Here is a 20271-nt window from a genome sequence, read left to right as displayed (position 1 = left end):
AACGCATAATCTCCTATACTAGTTACACTTTGTGGTATACTTGTATTCACTAAATCAATACATTCATTAAACGCATAATTTCCTATGTTCACCAAGCTATTTGACATTGTAACATTCTCTAAGGCTTCACTTGCTGAAAATGCATACGGTCCTATTTCTGTGACTCCATCTGGTATCACAACAGTAACTAATGTACTAGATCCTGCAAATGCAGCTTCCCCTATTATTTTTACATCCTTTCCATCGATAGTAGAAGGAATAATTACTTCATCAGCACTTCCTGTATACTTAGTTATCGATACACCACCATCTACATCAGTATATTCAAAATCTCCAGAAGTCGTACTCTCCGCCACAGTACTGACCTCTCCTTCTGCTGAAGCTAAATTGAAACTACTTACGACCGATTGATAAATCCCATCCATATCCACAGTCTGAGCATAAGATATAATCTCGCCTAGACCGGAGTTAAATACAAATGAAATTGTAATTACAAAAATTATTGCCTTTTTAAACAACCTTCTCATTTAAATCCTTCCCCCTTTTTTAAAAAATTATACCTATATTGTAAAAAAATCTACATTATAGATCTTTAGGATAGAGATTTTTTTACAATTTTATGTTATAAGTATAATTTAATTTTGTGGTTAAAACAATATTTTCCAAATTTAATTTTTACAAAAAATGCCTTTTAAAATTTTTTATTGCAATTTAGTATTATTTGTATTACTATATATAATACAAAGTTAAATATTTACAAAAAAGGAGGGTTTTATATGATTTTAAAATTAAATTTCGAAAGCGAAATCCCAATTTACATACAGCTTAGAAACCAAATCGTAATGGCAATCGCGCACGGTGACTTAGCTCAAGGCGAAAAACTCCCTACAATAAGACAGCTAGCAGAGGATCTCGGCATAAACAACATGACTGTAAACAAATCATACGCAATGCTGAAGCAAGAGGGCTTTATATCAATCGACAGAAGACATGGAGCCAAAGTAAATCCCATCCTAACTCCCAACTTCGAATTCAAGGAAAAGCTAGAAGACGACTTATCTCTAGTCATTTCTGAGGCTGAAATAAGGGGCATAAAAAAGGATGAATTTATGAAGATATGCGAGAATATTTTCGACTCTATGAAGGGCTTGAAAGCAGAAAAAGAATAAATTAATGAAAAAATTTCTAATATCATGTTTAAAAAAACGAAAATAGTAAATACTTAAGGAAAGGTGGTTTTTCTCATGTTGTTATTCAGAATCATTATGGTTTTATGTGTTTTTACCATATTTATAACTATATACGCGACACTGCACTCTGCATCTAAACCTAAAAAAAATATGTTTATGGCCGTAACCTTGCCCTCAGAAGTACTTGAAGGCGAATTTGTAAAAAACATCCAAAAGGAATTTAAATCCCTTTGCAATAAAATCTACCTAATCATGATTTTAACTGCAATCCCAGTTATTTTTCCATTTTGGATTTTTGAAAATACTACTGTTTATATACTTTATCTAGTGGTTTGGAGTTTATTTTTCTCATACTACGGTTCTACCGTGCCATTTAAGAAGATGAACCGCAAAGTCAAGGCTGAGAAAAATAAAAATCAATGGTTTGTCGGCGAGAAAAAGGTCGTATATTGCGATACTAAGACGACTTTACTTAAAAGCTCTATGCCTATTAGCGATAAATATTATTTAATTCCTTTATTGATAAATATCTTGGTGTTAGTTATATGCTTTAAGAATTTTTCAAGTGAAAATATTGCCTTTTTAATAATTGCAGTTTTAAACTTTGCCTTTACTACGTTCTTATTTTACACAGCAAAGGGTTCAAACAAAAGCAAGCTTAAAACCTACAGCACAGATTCTGAAGTCAACTTAATACTAAATAAATCAGAAAAAAGAATGTTTTCAATCTATTTTTTAGTCAATGCTATTTTTGAATCAGTTACACTTTTGGTTATATACCTTGTGCTATTAGACTACATAGATATCAAATTCTTCGATGTAATAATGATATCTGTAGTTATATTATCATTTACAATAGCTATGGGATTTGTATATATCAAAAGAAAAATGTCTAGCTTAGAAGAAGAATTAATGGAGAAAAAAAATTATGAAGAAATTATTGTAGACGATGACGACTATTGGATCGATGGTATATATTACTACAATCCTAACGATACTAGCACAACTGTGTCTAGTCGTTTCGGATATGGCATGACATACAACCTAGCTACAAAGCATGGTAATTTCATGGGTAAAAAACTAGATAAAATCATATTAGTTGCTACATTTATACTTATAGTAGTTTTAATGGTTCCTAGCGAATTTGTAAGCAGCAAAATTACACTTAGCTCAACTGAGCCTAACATTAGTATCTCCGCTTTTCCTTATTCTTATGAATTAAATTACGAAGATATCGAAAGCATTACTATAACTGACGAACCTATTTCCTTTAGACTTAGAACTAACGGCATCGGCACAGATGAAAAGCTAATCGGAAACTTCAAAAGCGACAAATACGGCAAATGCAGAGTCTACCTTTACCCAAAGGATAACTCTGAATACATAGTCGCCAAACTAAAAAACAGCAAATTTGACTACTTAATATACAATACAAAGGACAAAGCGTACACACAAAAAGCTTACACAAAAATATTAAACAGCATAAAATAAAAATATCGAGGGGCATCGTACAGCCGCCCCTCGATATCCAACAAATTAAATATCGTTACTATTTATAAATTTTTCAAATAAACTCTTACATTTATCGATAAGAGCTGCACATTCTTCGTCCTTCAAATGAACTAAAAGCTCCCCATGATCACTGTCCTTTATCTTAAACACTAAAATTTCTTCCTCATCCTCTTCCTCACTGTAAATTTTTTTCTGAACAGGTGATAGCATAATGTAGTTTTCTCCCTCAATTTCTATTGAAAATATTTTTTCGAAAGTAGTCTCAACACCGTCTTGATCCCATAAAACAATTGTATTTTCATCCATAAATAATCTCCTCAAATCTATCATATATTAATAAACCAACATTGTACCCTTTATAAATTTTATGTTTTTATGGCTAAAAATATGTTTTACTCAACCAAAAAAACTGCTACACAAACTAAATAAGTTCATGTAACAGTTTTTACTTTCAATTATCGAATTTTACTATATTCTAGCAACACCAGTATCTCTAGCTGCTTTAGCAACTGCAGCAGATACTTCTTTACCAACACGTGGATCAAATGCATCTGGTAATACGAATTCTGTAGTTAATTCTTCGTCTTTGATTATTCCAGCTATTGCATAAGCTGCTGCAACCTTCATAGCTTCGTTAATTTCGCTAGCTCTAACATCTAAAGCTCCTCTGAATATTCCAGGGAAAGCAAGAACGTTGTTTACTTGGTTAGGGAAATCTGAACGTCCAGTACCAACTATAAATGCTCCACCTTCTTTAGCTTCGTCAGGGAATATTTCTGGAGTTGGGTTAGCCATAGCAAATACAATTGATTTTTCTGCCATAGTAGCTACCATTTCTTTTGTAACCATGTTAGGTCCAGAAACACCTATAAATACGTCTTTCCCTTTTAATACATCAGCTAATGAACCTGATTGGTCATTTTTATTAGTTACCTTTAGCATTTCTTCTTGAGCCCAGTTTAAACCTTCTGATTTAGAACATATTGCTCCTTTTCTATTACATAAAACTATGTCTTTTACATTTAAGTTAAGTAGCATTTTTGCTATTGCCATACCTGCAGAACCAGCACCGTTGATTACGATTTCTAGGTCTTCTAATTTTTTACCAGCAAGCTTTGCAGCATTTATTATACCAGCTGAAACTATTATTGCAGTACCATGTTGGTCATCGTGGAAAACTGGTATGTCTAATTCTTCTTTTAATCTATTTTCTATTTCTATACATCTTGGAGAGTTTATATCTTCTAGGTTGATTCCACCAAATACTGGTGCTATTAATTTTACTGTTCTTACTATTTCATCTATATCCATAGTGTCTACACATATTGGGAATGCATCAACACCTGCGAATTCCTTAAATAATATTGATTTACCTTCCATAACTGGTATAGCAGCAGATGCTCCTATATTTCCAAGTCCAAGAACTGCTGTACCATCACTTACTACTGCAACCATGTTTGATTTGCAAGTGTATTTGTAAACATCGTCTTTGTTTTCTTTTATTTTTAAGCATGGAGCAGCTACCCCTGGAGTATAAGCTGTAGATAAATCATCCTTAGTTGAAACTCCTACTTTACTTTTTATACTTACTTTTCCTACATTTTCCTCATGCATTTTTAATGCTAATTCATTAAAGTCTTTCTTTGCCATGTTTTTCCTCCAAATTTCATCTCAAATATATTTTTTATAAGAAAATCTTTATCCTAAAGATCCATAATGTTGATTTTCTTGAAATGCATGACGGAAATTATATTTATCCAAAATTTCAAAGGAATATAATTTCCTATGCATTATAAATTTATTTCTCTTTCGTATTCTTTTCTCTTGTTGTAGATATTATTGCCTTGACAATCTATAGCTACTATTAATTGTAAATCCTCTACTTCAAGTCTTCTAACAGCTTCTGCTCCTAAATCGTCATAAGCTATTACTTCACATTTTTTGATTGAGTTAGATATGTAAGCTCCTGCACCGCCGATAGCAGCTAGGTAAACAGCCTTGTATTTTTTCATGCCTTCTACTACGACGTCGTTTCTCTTTCCTTTTCCTATCATTATTTTTAGCCCTTTTTCTAAAAGAGGAACTGTCAAATCGTCCATACGATAGCTTGTTGTAGGTCCTGCTGATCCAATTATTTCGCCTGGTTTATTTGGAGCTGGTCCAACATAGTAAATAGCTTGACCATTCACATCAAAAGGAAGCTCTTTTCCTTCATTTAACGCAGCTACCATTCTCTTATGAGCTTGATCTCTTCCTGTATATAAAATGCCGCTTATTTTAACGACATCACCACATTTTAACTTTTCAATATCTTCATTTGTACATGGAGTTTTTAATTCTATCATAATTTGCCCCCTTATAAAAGCATTCTTCGTATCTTTTTATTTTACTTTATATAAATTCCTATAAAGTCACACTCTTATGTCTTGATGCATGACAATTTATATTAACAACAACTGGAAGTCCTGCTATATGAGTTGGGAAAGTTTCTATATTTACAGCAAGAGCAGTAGTTCTTCCACCTAATCCTTGAGGTCCTATTCCTAAATTATTCACAGCCTCCAACATTTCCTTTTCTAAATCTGCTATAAATGGATCTTCGTTGTGTTCTCCAATTTCTCTAGTTAGAGCTTTTTTAGCAATTTGAGCGCACTTATCTACTGTTCCACCTATTCCAACACCTACAACTATTGGTGGACATGGGTTTGGACCAGCTTCAGATACAACATCCACTATAAATCTCTTAATTCCATCTAATCCATCAGATGGCTTTAACATCTTCAATTGACTCATATTTTCACTACCAAATCCCTTTGGTGCGTATACTATTTCAAGCTTATCTCCCTTGACCATGTCGTAGTGAATTACGGCTGGAGTGTTGTCTTGAGTATTTTTTCTAGTAATTGGGCTTACTACAGATTTTCTAAGGTATCCTTCTGTATATCCAAGGCTTACACCTTTATTTATAGCTTCTGTCAAAGTATCCCCCTCTATTCTAACATCTTGACCTACTTTTACAAAAAATACAGCCATTCCTGTATCTTGACATATTGGAACTTCTTTTTCAGATGCAATTTTTGCATTTTCTATTAAAATATTTAAAACATCTTTTCCTAGATCACTTTCTTCTTTTTCAAGATTTTTCTTAAAACAATCTACAACATCTTGACCTAAGAAAATATTTCCTTCTATACATAAACGTTTCACTTCTTCGGTAATTTGAGCAGAATTAATAACCTTCAAACGAACATACCTCCCCATTATTTTATAATTATTCGTCTTTCTATCTTAACATTATTTAGTCTAGAAAACAAGTTTTTTGAAAATTTATATCTGACGCCTACACAATCATTATACCTATATTATTTCTAATTTTTAAATTATTATACATATATGTAAAAATTTATTTAATATGCCAAGTTTCATGTGCTCAGAAACTATTTCACAGCAAATAAAAATAGACCCTGTTCATCGAGTCTATTTAACAGTATTATTTACCTATATAAGCCACTCCAAACGCTCCTGGTCCTATATGCGTACCTATTATAGCACCAATTTCTCTAGTAGCTTCCTCACCTAATTCAAACTTAGGAGTACAGCTAGCCTTAAAATCATCTAAATTTTTGATTATTCTACAATATCCAAAGTCAACACAGTGATTTTGATCAGGCATATTCTCTTGCATATAATCTACCATAAATTTTATAGATTTCTTGTGTCCTCTAGTCTTTGCAATCACTTCAACACCACCATCTACAACTGATATTACAGGAGTTATTCCAAGCACTCCACCTATTAAAGCAGATGCAGCAGATAGTCTACCTCCCATTTTTAAATATTTAAGAGTATCCATTACAGCTACTAATTTCACCTTTCCTACAAGCTCTTCTATCCCTGATGTTATTTCCTCTGCAGTCTTACCTGCATCTCTCAACTTAACAGCCTCTCTGACAAGTACTGCCAATCCAAGGCTTGCATTTTTTGAATCTACAACATGTACTTTATCAGTTTCAATCATTTGAGACGCTATCACAGCAGATTGATATGTACCGCTTAATTTTGATGATAAAAATATACCTACAATCTCGTCTCCATTATCTATAAATTTTTCAAAAATCTCTACAAATCCAGCTGGATTCATTTGTGAAGTCTTAGGTAATTCTTCAGCCTCTTCAAGTCTTTTATAAAATTCATCATGGGTTATATTAACACCATCTAAAAAGCTCTCTTCCCCAAATGAAACGTGTAAAGCTACTAACTCTACCCCTAGTCTCTCAGCTTCTTCTCTAGTTATATCACTTGAACTATCTGTTATTATTCTTATCATAAAAGTAATTCCTCCCACCACTATATCTAATTATTACATATATCTCTATACTACTTTTTGATTAACTCTATATGTATATCATCCCATTTTTATTATATTTATTTTAAAATTCCATTAACAAGTATACCCACTTTTTAATCATCATATACATCTCGAAAAGTAATTTTATAACAATTTCTATTTATAAGTCAATAGTAATTTGAATATCAAAATATTTGTTTTTCAAACACAAAGGGATATTCAAAACTAGAAAAATCCATTTTAAATATCCCTTTTCAAAGTTTATATTAATGTATCACATCTGCGTATTTAAAATTAGTGACTTTTTGCAAATCCTCAGGCTTAAGCTCGATTTGATGTCCAATCTTGCCAGCGCTGACTATTATAGTGTCCAAATCCTTGGCCTTTTCATTTACAAATGTCCCATATAATTTTTTCATGCCTACAGGAGAGCAACCACCTCTTATATAGCCTGTTACCTTGTTTATATCCTTGACATGGATCATCTCGACGCTCTTTTCGCCAGCTGCCTTTGCAGCCTTTTTCAAGTCTAGATTTTGGTCGACTGCAATTACAAAAACATAGTATTCCTTGCTGTGACCTTGCACTACCAATGTCTTGTAGACCTGATCTACATCTCTACCTATAGCATTTGCAACGGTAATCCCGTCTACATGCTCGCCATCAGTTTTATATTCGTGTGTTTGGTAATTTATTTTATTAGAATCTAAGATTCTCATCGCATTCGTTTTTACTTTTTTTGCCATTTTCATTCACCTCTATTGTTTTACCTCATCTGTAGTCTTTCTAAAGCTCAATTTAAAATAAGCTATTGCTCCAACAACAAATGATAAAATTGTAATTATCGCATGGACTACATTTGTTCTAATTGAAACAAAATAAACAGCCACTGCGCAATAAATTATGCCCATAACTACATACACTATCGCATCCAATAAATTATTTGTCTTAACTTTAAACATATAAAGCACCTCCTAGCAATGTGCAATTCTATATTATAAATATTACAGTTTCATACTTTATGAAACTTAAATTAAATAGTTTTCACCCATTTCCTCGTCAAATCTTTTCTGTAAATTATACCCCTCTAGAAGCATAGACACAACCTTTTGTTTTACTTCTTCAGGTTCTAATATTGTAGCATAAATTCCAAGATTTAGTATTTTTTTTATTACATTTTCCTCGTCAAATTTATAGTACTTGACCTCTAAAATATAGTGATCATCCATCTTAAATGACTTTTTATCGTATGTAGAAAATAAAAAATGAGCTCTCTCTGCTGTATTATGATCAAACGCTGGAATAATTTGCATCTTCAAGGTAACCATCTGACTGCTTAATTCTCTCTTAAAAAATTCTCTCTTGCCAATTGAGTCTATTTCCTTTTGTAACAGTATCAAATCCTCATTTAAATCTTCAAAAAACTCAATATCCTCTATACTATCTAAATCAATATAAAAAAGCTCTCTCTTCTCTATGCAATAAACAGATAATTTGAACCTATTTTCCCTTACTAGGTAGCTTAGCTTAAACGGTATTCCTATATGCTCGTATTGCTCACCTTTGTAAGTAAATCTATATTTTATAAATTTATTATATCTAAAAGAGCATACTATAACCTTAATTAATTTCTGATTTATATCCTGAGCCTGTTTCAAATCCATTTTAAACAAAGGCTCTACATCTTTTAATTTATTTTCTAGCTTTAAAATTATATTCTCATCTAAAAATAATCTCGCCATTTCATCACTTATTATCGATTTTAGCCAACGCTTCTCCAAAATAGTCGGATTTATAGGAATTTTTTTATCTGTAAACATCGGCTTAAAGTCTGCACCCATTATCTTATAAGGATTTTCACTGTATCCAAGGACATTTTTTATAAAATCCTCATCTGCAATTTTTGTGTCCTTTAAAAGCTGTTCGACCTCTTCGTCTGTAAATTTTCTGCCGTCTACAGCCTGATTCATTATTCTAGTTAAAATTGTAAATAATTTATTTTTATATGTATTAAAATACTCCATTATTCAAATACCCCATATCTTCGTAATAACTTGTCTCTTTCCTCTTGAAACTGTTTATTCAAATTTTTATTTAAAATTACAACATGTCCCTCAAACGTTCTAAACCAAGGAACTAGTTCAGATGTTTCTATTACACTTATTGTAAACAAGTATTTTCCATCATCGATTTTCTCTAAAGTAGCCCATTTTTTCTCCCTCAAAAGCCTTTCATATAAATCTCTATCCTTTGTCTCGTCGATGTAGAAAATAGCCTGCACAGTTTCCTCCTCCAAGGTTCTAGTCTTTTGAGGTGAAATCGAACAGTTCCACATGTTTAATCTTTTATTTAAATCTATATCATCTAAATTTTTAGGCTTCTTCTTAAGCGCCCTTACTGATTTTAATTTGTCGACCCTAAAAATTATGTACTCGTCTGTAACTAGGTTATTTTCATCTATACCTCTAGTCATCACATATAATCTTCCATGTATTGGATCTATTATTTTATATAAATAACAAGCCTTTATCTTGTTTCCTTCATACTTTTCTATCTCAACAAATCTGTTTCTTTCTATATTAAACAAAACTATCTCATCTAAAATACTATGTAGTTGATTTCCTGAAAAATAATACCAATCCTTATAGACATCTTCATTATCGTAGTAATTTAAATTCATTATATCTGAATCGCTTTTCAAGGTTTCTTGTAAATAATATCCAGGAACTTTATAAGGCGCTATTTCAGAATAAAAAGTAGCTATATTCAGGATTGCCTCTTTCTGTCCTAAGGAAAAATCTTCAAAAAACTCCTGCTTTGATTTATATAGATATCTTTTACCATCTTTTACTCTTTCTATCAAGCCCTGTTTTAATAATTTTTTTAGGTGTCTTTCCATCGTAGTAGAGCTCACTATATCGTCATCTTTACTGCTCTTGCCCTTAATATAGCTTATTGTTGCATACTCATCTAAAATTTCATCCATACTCATAGGACCCTGATTTAAAATCTCTAAAATAAAAAAATACAGTATCAAATCGAAGTCATGAAAATTTTTTATAAAATAAGCCTGAGATAAAAAATTCTTTGAATAAATAACTGCATCGTAGCATAATCCGACATATTTTCTATTTTTCTCGTAATTATCCTTACAATTTTCTTCAAAGATATTCTTAATCCTATGTTTTTCAGATCTTAGCTTTCTCTCAGATACATTAAAAATTTCATTATTATTGTAAGAGCTGTAAATATATATAATTCTCACAATCTCTCTTATTTTATTAAAACTATCTATCAAGATACTATTTTTCTCGTTACATTGCTTTGTAACTTTATTCTTAGATTTTTTAGTAATCCTTCCTTTACTGTTCAACTTGCCTTCCAATTAATAAACCTTCCTTTAAACTGTACTTTTCTAAATATTATATCACTTAATTTATCAATTGTTTACACAAAAATGACCGTAAAGCGATTATTTAAACCGCCTCACAGCCTTTATATAAAGCCAGTAGCCCTCACTTCCACCAGCTCTATACCGTATTTACTTAAACCTATTATTAATTTATAATTCCCTCAGTTTAAATTATTAATTGGATTTCCCGTTAACTTATTCTCTGTCCCTCGTTAACTTCGTACTTTTATAGTATCCTATATCATAATTTTTATCTCCCCAAAAAACGTGCCGTTGTCGGAGCCATTTTCATTTGTATTGTATTTTTTATTTTTTATATACACTTTTAGATTTTAATATTTAAATTTTTATCGTTTTATTTTTATAAAATTTATAATTTTTTACATATTTTTCATCATTTTGGTGATAATACATATAAACAGCCACCTATTCACTCGCTATAAACTATTTTGAAAGGAGAAAATCATGGAATTTTTTAAAATAATATTACTTTCTATCGTACTATTTAACGCAATTATTCTGCCTAATAATTTGACATATGCCCAAGCTTCAGACGAGGTCCAAGCTGTAAATATCTTTTTTGACGACGACAAGGCCTCTTCTCTATCAGATGACTTTAAAAAAATCGACGGTAGATACTACTATTTCAAAGACTGCAGAGTCCAATACGGTATGTTCAATATAGATGGAAACACATATTACGCGCATCCTAAAAATGGCTATCTTTTGAGCAGTCTGCAATCTATCGACGATAAAATTTACTACTTCGATCAAAACACCTATAAAATGAAGAAAAACGACTCCGTTACAATTTCTAATTTATGCTTTAACTTCGACCAAAATGGGGTCTGTGCATCTATCAAAGCTACCTCCGATGATAAGAGGACAAAGCTATTAGAAGAAGCATTCAAAAAAATAGGTACTCCATATGGAACTAAAGACGGCGAGCTAAGATGCAATTCCTTCGCGAGCTATGTCTATTCCAAAGTCGGAATCGACTATCTCCAAAATAAAAGAAGCTACGAGCAGGCGAAAATCTGCCTAAATCTAGGCTGCAATATAGATCAAGACAAGCTTCAGCCTGGTGATTTAATATTTTTCAACAATTACAAATGCAAAAATGGAAAAAACTGCCCTAGGATAGATGGAATCTACCATATCCACCATGTAGCGATTTACGTAGCGCCAGGCATTTTAATAGAATCTACATCAACTGTAGCAAATGGTCATCCAGGTGTCAGAGTAACTACCTTTGAGCCCGACCGCCCTAGATTGAGCCGTTGTCCTATTTTATATGCAAACTTGATCGACGGAATATCAAAGGATAAATAAAGTTCAAAAAGTCCCTATAAAAATATAGGGGACCTTTTGCTTATTTTTATTTAAATTTAATTTGATGGTGTAACTGCATCTGATGCTGCCTTTAACTGTTCATACGCTGGATGTCCTTGCTTAACGTTCCATTCAGTTTCAAAAACACCGTATTTAGCCTGTACCATCTCTGCTGTTATTTTAGTGCTTATTTCCTTACCTTGATAGTCATTTACATCTTCGCCATTTTTAGCGTCAAACTTTATAGAGTCGGCAAATTGCACGATTACTGAATCTTGTGTAGTTTTGTTTACTGCCTTTGTATAGTAATAATATCCATCATCTCCTCCGTAAACCCAGTTATCTTTAAGACCTTCTATTACGCCGACATCTTTTAATCCATTATCACCACTACAAGAAGCTTCGACCTTCACCCTCAATAAACTAGGCGCTGTCGATTCGATATTAAATCCAATACTACCACAGATTTCATCTCTAGGAACTAATCCTTCATCAGTGGAAACTTCGGTAACAGCTATATCTCCTTTTACTGTAAGTGTCTGATGATTAGACAAAGGTTGCTCTTTACTCCATTTAAAATAATTAAAACCAAATCCTATAGCAGGAACCAATACGACAACTAATGCAATCGCCAACTTTTTACTCTTTTTCATTTAAGTCCTCCTCAACTAAATTTAATCTTTTCATTAATATTTAAATCACCATCTACTTTACACTTAATTTTTACCACAACCTCAAGTTATCACCATAAATTACTATAATCCTCGTGTTTACTCTGCTTGGACTCGACTCTGACAACAACTTGAAGCTGCTTATCCACAAGTTCTATCCTCTCCCTCTTAGTCAAATTTAATTTTATCCCCGAAATTAGCTTATTCTCTAAACTATCGCCTTCCTTCATAGATTTTTTATAATAATAATATCCATCACTCGATTTTTCCCAATAAGTCGAATTTAGGATATTACTGTCATCATTTAAATATTGAATTTCACAGGAGAAATTACTCAATTTATACGCGATATTTGGATTATTTTCGTCGACAACTATTGGAAGTACTGCAATTCTAAGGAAAATATCGCATTTACTGTTATTTGTAACATCGAAATCTACACCTACAAATGATTCCTGCTCTGAGAATAATTCATCGAATTTAATTTCTCGCTTTTGGACAGAATCACCGTCAATTGAAAAATCTATTTTACAAGTCTGAACCGTAGTATTCGCATTATTTAAAAATTTATTGAAAAACATCGCTTCTATATAGCTGTAATTAAAAACTAAAATCACAACCACCATAGCAAAAAAAGCCTTTTTCATTTTATCACCTTGGTTTCTTATCTTCGAGCTAATCAAAGCTCAAACTTACTGTTTCTTGATCATTTTTGTAAAAATAAGGATTGCTTTTCTTCTTGAGCTCGATCTGTACATTTTTTTCGTAATTGGTAGAGCTTAGACTAACTTTGTTTTGGATTGAGCTCGAATATGTATCTGTATCGACAACCTGATAATCCTGTGGCACTATTAAATTTATATCATACTGACTTAGACGCAAATCGTTTATTGTGTAGGTTTGTCCCGGTTTTATCAATAAATTCGCAAAATCCTCACTACCACTTATATTTACCATAAAGCTCATATCGTCTGGATTTTCGACTGAACAGGTTATATTAAGACAGCCAAATGCGTTGCTAACTGGAATTTTAATCCTATTTTCCTTTATAAGTCCTGAAATCTTTTCACACCTTCTGATTTGTATGTAAGTCAGATTATCTCTTATATAATTTAATTTCGCCACACTCTCTATGTAGACGTACTTGTCCTTGCAGTTTGCATGTGTAATCGTGTAATTTATATCTTCTGACATTATCGTGATTTTTTGCCCTGAAGCTATACTATTGAGTTCACTTAGCGTATATTGATTTGAAAAATCCTCATTTATATAGCACCTTGTCTTAGAGGTTATATCCTGATTATTGAAAAGCATATTATTTTCATTTATTTCAATCGGCAATTCTGAATTTATCTTCATCACTAAGTCTAAATTGTTCAAAGTTACATTTTCCGACTTATTTTCTACATCTATTCTCAAGTACACCTTTTGATCCTTTTTAGGAAGATAATTTTCATCAAAATAAACAATTTCTTCATTTTTATATGTATAAAATTGTGCACTTATATTTATTTTAGGACTCTCAATTATATAAACATTTAGCTTAGAAAATCCATACGAGCTATTCAACAGACTTTCACTTGTTATTAAATTTCCTATCAATATGTCTATTGTATTTTCACCTGCTATAAGATTGTTGGATATATTAGTGTCCAATAAATTATTTTGATCTAGCGTATTTGTGTCTACATGGTATCCATCTGTGTGATTTGAAAGCGCGCAATGGTATTCATTTTGTTGGCAGGTATCTAAATTCCTGTAATTAGCAAGCACACTATTTAAGTAATACTGTTTAAAGGTAGATCGACTCGTATAGTTTATAGATGTAGGATTTTTATTTAAAAATACACTAATAATATCGTTAAATGGTATTACAAGCTCAAATCCGTAATCGTTATCAGCGGGTATTCCCAACAATACTTCTGCCTCATTTGATTTTATCTTTTCCATCTGAGCCTCTGATATGTTGAATTTTCCACTGAGCATTCTCCACTCGACAGCCGACTTTGTGCTATCGACTTTTGTCCACAAATTCCAACTAACTGTACCATTTTCTGACCACTGTATAGGTTTGTCTGATTTTAAATACTCGTATAGTTGATCTATATGATACCCCAGTAAATCCGAAGTTTTCCCAGATTTTATAATAGTTCTCAAAACCTTGTTCCCATTTATACTAACGTCCCCAGGTATCAACGACATCGGCCTAAGCTTATATGTAGCATCGTACAGTCCATCTATAGCTTCTACATCATCATCAGAAATATTCTGATTTAGCCCGCTTAAATCAATATGTGAATTTAATTTTTTCTCGCCATCTCCAATTTCATTCGCCTCCCTAGTCTTTGTCCAATCGCTTATCTCAACCTCGGTGACTCCAGCAGGCAAATTTCGCTGTGCCTCTATTTTCTGCAAATTATCATAGGTGACAAACACTATTATCGTCACTACAAAAAGGATCAATGCAGATTTTATCCTAGATTTAATTTGAAACACCTCTTTTCTTTCGATTAATTTTGTGACAAGCTTAATTTATTCTATTCAAGAGATGCACTATTTATTCTATTTTTTTAAATAAAAAAAGCTAGATAAATCATATACATGAAATAATTTATCTAGCTTCACTTTCTATCTAGGTCTTTTCTTTGAACCCCTTGTATTTTTTAAATTTTTATTAGAAGAATATTTTTTCGGTCTCGAATTTCTTCCTTTAGAGCTTCTATTATCTCCTCTAGAAGACTTGTTCTTACTATCTCTACTGCCAGAAGACTTAAATTCACCTCTAGGCTTAATCAAGCATCTCGGACCAAATCCTATTAAATCCTCTCTACCAGCCTTGACTAAAGCCTCGTGAACTAAATCGTAATTTCGAGGTTGGCTAAATTGTAAAAGCGCTCTCTGCATAGCCTTCTCTTCTCTAGATTTAGGCACATAAACAGGCTTCATAGTTCTCGGATCTAGTCCTGTATAGAACATCGTAGTCGATAAAGTCCCCGGCGTTGGATAGAAATCCTGAACCTGCTCTGGTTGGTAATGTATATCTCTCAAATACTCAGCCAATTCTATCGCACTGTGTAGTGTTGAGCCTGGATGAGACGACATCAAATAAGGGATTAAATATTGATTCATCCCAAGCTGTCTATTTATATCAAAGAATTTTTGTCTAAATTTCTCATAAGTCTCTCCAGCAGGCTTTTGCATGTAGTAAAGAACCTCTTCAGCCACATGCTCTGGAGCTACCTTTAATTGCCCACTTATATGGTGTTTGATTAGCTCCCTTAAGAACTTGTTGTCCTTATCAGCCATCACATAGTCGTATCTTATACCTGAGCGCACGAATACCTTCTTGACTCCAGGAAGATTTCTGACCTTTCTAAGTAAATTTATATAATCTGTGTGGTCTACCTTTAAATTTTTACAAGGCGATGGATCCAAGCACTGTCTATTTTTACATGCGCCCTTTGTAATTTGCTTATTACAAGCAGGACCTCTAAAGTTAGCTGTAGGCCCACCTACATCGTGGATATACCCCTTAAAATCAGGCATCTGAGTTATCTCCCTTGCCTCCTCTAGAATAGACTCGTGGCTTCTACTTTGAACCGCTCTACCTTGGTGGAAGGTTATCGCACAGAAAGAGCACGCTCCAAAGCATCCTCTATTATTCACGATACTGAACTTAACCTCGTTGATTGCAGGTATTCCACCCATATCCTCGTAAATAGGATGGTATGTCTTAGTATATGGAAGTGCGTACACTTCGTCTAGCTCTTCTCTATTTAGAGGCTTTTCAGGTTTGTTTTGAACTAGGTACTTGACTCCATGCTGCTGAACGATTATCTTACCTCTAAATGGATCCTGTTCCTCAGATTGAATCTTGAAGGCTTCGGCGTATTTTCTCTTGTCAGTGCTTACCTCCTCCATAGAAGGCACGACTACATAATCTCCATAAATCTCATCTAAGCTATCTGCTAGGTAACAAGTCCCATCTATAAAGCTTATATACTTAGGGTCAAATCCGTTATTCAAAGCATCTGCAACGTTTACGATTTGCTTTTCTCCCATTCCAAAAATTAACAAATCCGCTCCAGAATCGATTAATATAGAATTTCTAACTCTATCGCTCCAATAATCGTAATGCGCAAATCTTCTAAGACTCGCTTCAATTCCTCCTATAACTATAGGAACATGCTTATAAGCCTCACGTATCTTATTACAGTACACAATCGTAGCCCTATCAGGTCTATATCCCATCTTGCCACCTGGCGAATAAAGATCCTTATCTCTCGCTCTCTTGCTCACAGAATAATGATTTACCATAGAATCCATATTCCCTGCATTCACCAAAAACCCAAGTCTAGGCTTGCCAAGTCTCATAAAATCATCTGTAGTCTTCCAGTTAGGCTGTGCTATTATCCCTACTTTATAACCAGCCTTCTCAAGCACTCTAGAAATTATCGCAGTCCCAAAGCTATGATGGTCCACATATGCATCAGCAGTCACTATCACAAAATCCAACTCATCCCATCCGCGTTCCTCCATGTCGGCCTTACTTATGGGTAAAAATTTATTATTCACTATCTCACCACTTTCTATACACAAAATAAATTATCTATTTTAAAATCAACTCGACTTAATTATTCACAAGCTAGAAAAGAATTTCCTATCCTAAAATTCTAAACAAGCTACTTTTCCACAAATTCTCTCCAAATTTGCCTTAACTGACTAATAATTATATCATTTCTACCTATTTTTATCCACAAATAATCCAACTCTTTTATAGTATTATTTTCACGAATATAAATTTTATTCACAATTTGACCATTTTCCAAAAATTCCCTACAATTAAATCAAATGAAAATATTAGAAAGAGGTAATACTATGAATGAAAGAAAACCAAGCTGTAGCGATTGCTCTACTCAAAATTGCTCAAAAAGAGACAGCTTATACCCAAAATTCTGCATAACACCAGACTTAACAGACTCACAAATAGAACAAATCAAAAAATTATACACAGAAGACGAACAAAACCACAAGCTAGCAGTAAACTCAGCAGAAATAGAAGGCGATTTCTACGGCAAGCTAACTCGTGTAGAAGAAACAGTAGAATTTATAAAAAGAATAGGCGCCAAAAAAGTAGGAATCGCAACATGTGTAGGCCTTATAAAGGAAGCAAAGGTATTCGCAAAAATCCTACAACACAACAACATCGATTACTACACAGTGGCATGTAAGGTAGGATCTATCAAAAAAGAAGAAATCGGCATCGCAAAGGAACACCACGTAAGACCAAACGCCGACCACGAATCAATGTGCAACCCTATCCTACAAGCCAAAATTTTAAACGAAGAAAAAACCGACTTAAACGTAGCAATAGGACTTTGCGTAGGCCACGACTCTCTATTTATCAAATACTCAGATGCCCCTGTAACAGTATTAGTTGCAAAGGACAGAGTAACTTGCCACAACCCAGTCGGACCGCTTCTTATGAGCGAATCTTACTACAAGAGCAAGCTATTTGGAAAAAAATAAAAATCAAAAAGGCTGCTACACGAACAACTAAAATCGCGTAACAGCCTTCAAACGAGCTCACTCCTATAAATCTTTTACAACCTTATTATATAAATATTTCAAGAAAATAATACTAACCACAACTGACATTATCTCAGCAATCGGGAATGACCACCAAACTAAATTTACATTTCCCAATTTTGACAAGAAATAAGCAGCTGGCAATAAAACTAGCAACTGTCTAGCAAAAGAAAGCAGCATACTCAATACGCCGTTTCCTAAAGCCTGGAACGTAGAAGACGCGATTACACAGAATCCAGCGAACACGAAGCTCAAGCTTATTGTTCTAAGCGCTGGTATACCTATTGCTAGCATTTGTTCAGACGCATTGAAGAATCCAAGCAAAGTGCCAGGCATAGTTTGAAGTATTACAAGCCCTACAAACATTATTCCGACAGCATAGCATACACTTAATTTTACAGTTTTTACAAGTCTTTCCTTATTTCTAGCACCTAAGTTGAACGCAACTATAGGAACCATACCGTTATTTAATCCAAATATTGGCATGAACACGAAGCTTTGTAGCTTGAAGTAAGCCCCGAATACTGCAACAGCTGTTGATGAGAATGTCATAAGGATTATATTCATTCCGTAAGTCATAACAGATCCTATAGCCACCATCAGCACAGAAGGAATACCTACATATAATATTCTTCCTAGATATTTTTTCTCTAATTTAAATCCATTTAGATGTAGATGAATTTCCTTGTTTTTCTTGATATTAAGCACAAGCGCAAATATACCTGCAACTATTTGACCGATAACAGTCGCAATAGCAGCACCGGCGATTCCTAATTTTGGAGCACCAAGTAGACCAAATATTAAGATAGGGTCTAGTATGATATTTATCACCGCACCTGTTAATTGTGTAGTCATAGATAAAATCGTCTTACCTGTTGATTGTAGCAATCTTTCAAATGACATTTGAGTATATATACCAAATGAGCATATACATACTATTCTCAAATATGTTGTCCCATAATCTACTATTTCAGTTATATTAGTTTGACTTTCCATGAATTTGTGCACTGCAAATAAACCTATACATAAGAATATTAAATAATTTACAAATTCCAAGAAAATACCGTGAAGAGCAGCCTTGTTTACGCCCTCTTGGTCTTTTTGTCCTAAATTTTTTGAAACTAATGCATTCATCCCAACTCCGATACCTGTCGCCATACCTATCATAAGGTTTTGCACAGGGAATGCCATAGATACTGCTGTTAATGCGTTTTCGCTAAGTTTCGCAACGAAAATACTATCTACTACATTGTATAGAGCTTGGACAAGCATTGATACCATCATCGGTAAAGCCATTGATATTAATAGCTTGTTAATAGGCATCGTACCCATTTTATTTTCTGTTTGAACTGTTTTTTCTGCCATTTTGATGTCCTCCTTTTTAATTTCCCTTAGTCTTTTTAGAAAATCTCTCCAGCAAGTCGTATAACAATTCTATCTCCTCATCAGAAAAATTCTCCAATATATTTTCCTTGTATTTCTTCACATCAGAATCAACTTCTATGTGAGCTTTTATCCCCGCTTCTGTCAAAACTATCTTATTTATCCTCTTGTCAGTAGGGATGCTCTCTCTCCTTATGTAGCCCTTTTTTTCCAACGAGCTTATCATAGTCGATACAGAAGACCTCCTGATATCAAATATTTTTTCTAAATCCTTTTGAAATATATCTCTATTATTTGAATTATCATGTAAATATTTTAAAAAGAACGCCTGAATTCCAGTTAAATCATGCTTGAGTGCGATTTTATCTAGATTTCTCTTGACTTGATTATCCAATCTATGAATGATTCCGAAAATCTCAATTTTATCCACCAAGAAATTCCCCCTCTCTTTTGTTAGCCTTCTAACGTTAGCCACCTAACAATTCTATACTCTTTTAATTTTATTGTCAACTCAAAAAAATAAACTCCCTTATATAAAAGGAAGTTTACTTCTAATAACTATTTATTTTCTTTTATTTTATCGTCAAATAATTTTCCAAGTCGCTTCATACCCTCTTCTATTTTTTCAGGTGGTACAGCACTGAAGCTCATACGCATACAGTTGTTACCTTTGCCGCCGCCTTCTACAAAGAATCCTTCTCCGGCAACATACGCTACCTTGTATTTTTCATTAGCCTCCTTAAGAAGCTCTGTCGTATTTAAATTCAACTCCTCAGGTAGCTCAACCCAAGTAAACAAGCCACCATCTGGATAAGTATGCTTAGTTCCTTCTGG

The 20271-nt window shown here is 33.3% G+C and carries 21 protein-coding genes; 4 read left to right on the top strand and 17 right to left on the bottom strand.

The genetic code is table 11. The annotated features are described in order from the left end of the window. On the bottom strand, nucleotides 1-527 hold a 527-nt coding region (locus SPD90_RS03415; protein ID WP_320924315.1), incomplete at its 3' end, for a leucine-rich repeat domain-containing protein. 249 nt (nucleotides 528-776) lie between these two features. On the opposite strand from SPD90_RS03415, the gene SPD90_RS03410 reads away from it, so the two are divergent. Next, on the top strand, nucleotides 777-1169 hold the full coding sequence (locus SPD90_RS03410) for a GntR family transcriptional regulator (protein ID WP_320924314.1): 393 nt from the start codon (nucleotides 777-779) through the stop codon (nucleotides 1167-1169). A gap of 75 nt (nucleotides 1170-1244) precedes the next feature. After that, a complete protein-coding gene (locus tag SPD90_RS03405) occupies nucleotides 1245-2681 on the top strand; it encodes a PH domain-containing protein (protein ID WP_320924313.1) in 1437 nt (478 codons plus the stop codon). 45 nt (nucleotides 2682-2726) lie between these two features. Here the strand turns inward: SPD90_RS03405 and SPD90_RS03400 are convergent, their stop codons facing one another. The 9 genes from SPD90_RS03400 to SPD90_RS03360 all read right to left on the bottom strand — a co-directional run bounded on the left by SPD90_RS03400 (nucleotide 2727) and on the right by SPD90_RS03360 (nucleotide 10435). After that, a complete protein-coding gene (locus SPD90_RS03400) occupies nucleotides 2727-3008 on the bottom strand; it encodes a DUF1292 domain-containing protein (RefSeq protein WP_320624076.1) in 282 nt (93 codons plus the stop codon). A gap of 162 nt (nucleotides 3009-3170) precedes the next feature. Then, complete coding sequence (locus SPD90_RS03395) at nucleotides 3171-4352, bottom strand: NAD(P)-dependent malic enzyme (protein ID WP_320624075.1); 1182 nt, start codon at nucleotides 4350-4352, stop codon at nucleotides 3171-3173. Between the two features lie 140 nt (nucleotides 4353-4492). Continuing rightward, nucleotides 4493-5047, bottom strand: a complete 555-nt coding sequence (locus SPD90_RS03390; RefSeq protein ID WP_320924312.1) for a Fe-S-containing hydro-lyase — start codon at nucleotides 5045-5047, stop codon at nucleotides 4493-4495. 58 nt (nucleotides 5048-5105) lie between these two features. Further along, nucleotides 5106-5963: a fumarate hydratase gene (locus SPD90_RS03385; protein WP_442908898.1), complete on the bottom strand. Its 858-nt coding sequence runs from the start codon at nucleotides 5961-5963 to the stop codon at nucleotides 5106-5108. A gap of 229 nt (nucleotides 5964-6192) precedes the next feature. After that, on the bottom strand, nucleotides 6193-7029 hold the full coding sequence (locus tag SPD90_RS03380; RefSeq protein WP_320924311.1) for a DegV family protein: 837 nt from the start codon (nucleotides 7027-7029) through the stop codon (nucleotides 6193-6195). 287 nt (nucleotides 7030-7316) lie between these two features. Next, entirely contained in the window at nucleotides 7317-7796 is a 480-nt protein-coding gene (gene ybaK, locus SPD90_RS03375) for a Cys-tRNA(Pro) deacylase (protein ID WP_320624071.1), read from the bottom strand. Nucleotides 7797-7808: 12 nt separating this feature from the next. Beyond that, entirely contained in the window at nucleotides 7809-8012 is a 204-nt protein-coding gene (locus SPD90_RS03370; RefSeq protein WP_320924310.1) for a hypothetical protein, read from the bottom strand. 66 nt (nucleotides 8013-8078) lie between these two features. Then, nucleotides 8079-9074: a WYL domain-containing protein gene (locus tag SPD90_RS03365; RefSeq protein WP_320924309.1), complete on the bottom strand. Its 996-nt coding sequence runs from the start codon at nucleotides 9072-9074 to the stop codon at nucleotides 8079-8081. Next, complete coding sequence (locus SPD90_RS03360) at nucleotides 9074-10435, bottom strand: WYL domain-containing protein (RefSeq protein WP_320924308.1); 1362 nt, start codon at nucleotides 10433-10435, stop codon at nucleotides 9074-9076. Before SPD90_RS03360 ends, SPD90_RS03365 begins: the two co-directional genes overlap by 1 nt. 492 nt (nucleotides 10436-10927) lie before the next feature. On the opposite strand from SPD90_RS03360, the gene SPD90_RS03355 reads away from it, so the two are divergent. Next, a complete protein-coding gene (locus tag SPD90_RS03355; RefSeq protein WP_320924307.1) occupies nucleotides 10928-11794 on the top strand; it encodes a C40 family peptidase in 867 nt (288 codons plus the stop codon). A gap of 56 nt (nucleotides 11795-11850) precedes the next feature. On the opposite strand, the gene SPD90_RS03350 is transcribed toward SPD90_RS03355, so the two are convergent. The 4 genes from SPD90_RS03350 to SPD90_RS03335 form a co-directional block, all read right to left on the bottom strand. Beyond that, the gene (locus SPD90_RS03350) at nucleotides 11851-12447 is read right to left on the bottom strand and encodes a hypothetical protein (protein WP_320924306.1); all 597 of its coding nucleotides are present in this window, start codon (nucleotides 12445-12447) and stop codon (nucleotides 11851-11853) included. An 89-nt stretch (nucleotides 12448-12536) separates the two neighbouring features. Then, nucleotides 12537-13112: a hypothetical protein gene (locus SPD90_RS03345; protein WP_320924305.1), complete on the bottom strand. Its 576-nt coding sequence runs from the start codon at nucleotides 13110-13112 to the stop codon at nucleotides 12537-12539. 28 nt (nucleotides 13113-13140) lie between these two features. After that, nucleotides 13141-14853, bottom strand: coding sequence for a hypothetical protein (locus SPD90_RS03340; RefSeq protein ID WP_320924304.1), 1713 nt, complete (start codon nucleotides 14851-14853; stop codon nucleotides 13141-13143). Between the two features lie 240 nt (nucleotides 14854-15093). Continuing rightward, nucleotides 15094-17040: a YgiQ family radical SAM protein gene (locus tag SPD90_RS03335; RefSeq protein WP_331680191.1), complete on the bottom strand. Its 1947-nt coding sequence runs from the start codon at nucleotides 17038-17040 to the stop codon at nucleotides 15094-15096. 303 nt (nucleotides 17041-17343) lie between these two features. Between SPD90_RS03335 and SPD90_RS03330 the strand changes: the two genes are divergently transcribed. Next, a complete protein-coding gene (locus tag SPD90_RS03330; protein ID WP_320627024.1) occupies nucleotides 17344-17994 on the top strand; it encodes a DUF1847 domain-containing protein in 651 nt (216 codons plus the stop codon). 63 nt (nucleotides 17995-18057) lie between these two features. Here the strand turns inward: SPD90_RS03330 and SPD90_RS03325 are convergent, their stop codons facing one another. The 3 genes from SPD90_RS03325 to SPD90_RS03315 form a co-directional block, all read right to left on the bottom strand. Next, entirely contained in the window at nucleotides 18058-19419 is a 1362-nt protein-coding gene (locus SPD90_RS03325; RefSeq protein WP_320924303.1) for an MATE family efflux transporter, read from the bottom strand. A 16-nt stretch (nucleotides 19420-19435) separates the two neighbouring features. Beyond that, complete coding sequence (locus SPD90_RS03320) at nucleotides 19436-19867, bottom strand: MarR family winged helix-turn-helix transcriptional regulator (protein WP_320924302.1); 432 nt, start codon at nucleotides 19865-19867, stop codon at nucleotides 19436-19438. A gap of 128 nt (nucleotides 19868-19995) precedes the next feature. Then, nucleotides 19996-20271 (bottom strand): aminotransferase class I/II-fold pyridoxal phosphate-dependent enzyme (locus SPD90_RS03315; RefSeq protein ID WP_320924301.1); only part of this gene is annotated, 276 nt, incomplete at its 5' end.

The organism is Intestinibacter sp., from assembly GCF_034113885.1.
Taxonomy (GTDB): domain Bacteria; phylum Bacillota; class Clostridia; order Peptostreptococcales; family Peptostreptococcaceae; genus Intestinibacter.
The sequence above is the reverse complement of the archived record's forward strand: the minus strand, read 5'-3'. Positions and strand labels throughout refer to the sequence as shown.

What these genes read in the sequence shown, in the direction of transcription:
- SPD90_RS03380 (WP_320924311.1), bottom strand. Translation starts at nt 7,029, where the DNA reads ATGATAAGAATAATAACAGATAGTTCAAGTGATATAACTAGAGAAGAA.
- SPD90_RS03355 (WP_320924307.1), top strand. Translation starts at nt 10,928, where the DNA reads ATGGAATTTTTTAAAATAATATTACTTTCTATCGTACTATTTAACGCA.
- SPD90_RS03325 (WP_320924303.1), bottom strand. Translation starts at nt 19,419, where the DNA reads ATGGCAGAAAAAACAGTTCAAACAGAAAATAAAATGGGTACGATGCCT.
- SPD90_RS03400 (WP_320624076.1), bottom strand. Translation starts at nt 3,008, where the DNA reads ATGGATGAAAATACAATTGTTTTATGGGATCAAGACGGTGTTGAGACT.
- SPD90_RS03365 (WP_320924309.1), bottom strand. Translation starts at nt 9,074, where the DNA reads ATGGAGTATTTTAATACATATAAAAATAAATTATTTACAATTTTAACT.
- SPD90_RS03405 (WP_320924313.1), top strand. Translation starts at nt 1,245, where the DNA reads ATGTTGTTATTCAGAATCATTATGGTTTTATGTGTTTTTACCATATTT.
- ybaK (WP_320624071.1), bottom strand. Translation starts at nt 7,796, where the DNA reads ATGGCAAAAAAAGTAAAAACGAATGCGATGAGAATCTTAGATTCTAAT.
- SPD90_RS03330 (WP_320627024.1), top strand. Translation starts at nt 17,344, where the DNA reads ATGAATGAAAGAAAACCAAGCTGTAGCGATTGCTCTACTCAAAATTGC.
- SPD90_RS03390 (WP_320924312.1), bottom strand. Translation starts at nt 5,047, where the DNA reads ATGATAGAATTAAAAACTCCATGTACAAATGAAGATATTGAAAAGTTA.
- SPD90_RS03370 (WP_320924310.1), bottom strand. Translation starts at nt 8,012, where the DNA reads ATGTTTAAAGTTAAGACAAATAATTTATTGGATGCGATAGTGTATGTA.
- SPD90_RS03395 (WP_320624075.1), bottom strand. Translation starts at nt 4,352, where the DNA reads ATGGCAAAGAAAGACTTTAATGAATTAGCATTAAAAATGCATGAGGAA.
- SPD90_RS03345 (WP_320924305.1), bottom strand. Translation starts at nt 13,112, where the DNA reads ATGAAAAAGGCTTTTTTTGCTATGGTGGTTGTGATTTTAGTTTTTAAT.
- SPD90_RS03410 (WP_320924314.1), top strand. Translation starts at nt 777, where the DNA reads ATGATTTTAAAATTAAATTTCGAAAGCGAAATCCCAATTTACATACAG.
- SPD90_RS03385 (WP_442908898.1), bottom strand. Translation starts at nt 5,963, where the DNA reads ATGGGGAGGTATGTTCGTTTGAAGGTTATTAATTCTGCTCAAATTACC.
- SPD90_RS03350 (WP_320924306.1), bottom strand. Translation starts at nt 12,447, where the DNA reads ATGAAAAAGAGTAAAAAGTTGGCGATTGCATTAGTTGTCGTATTGGTT.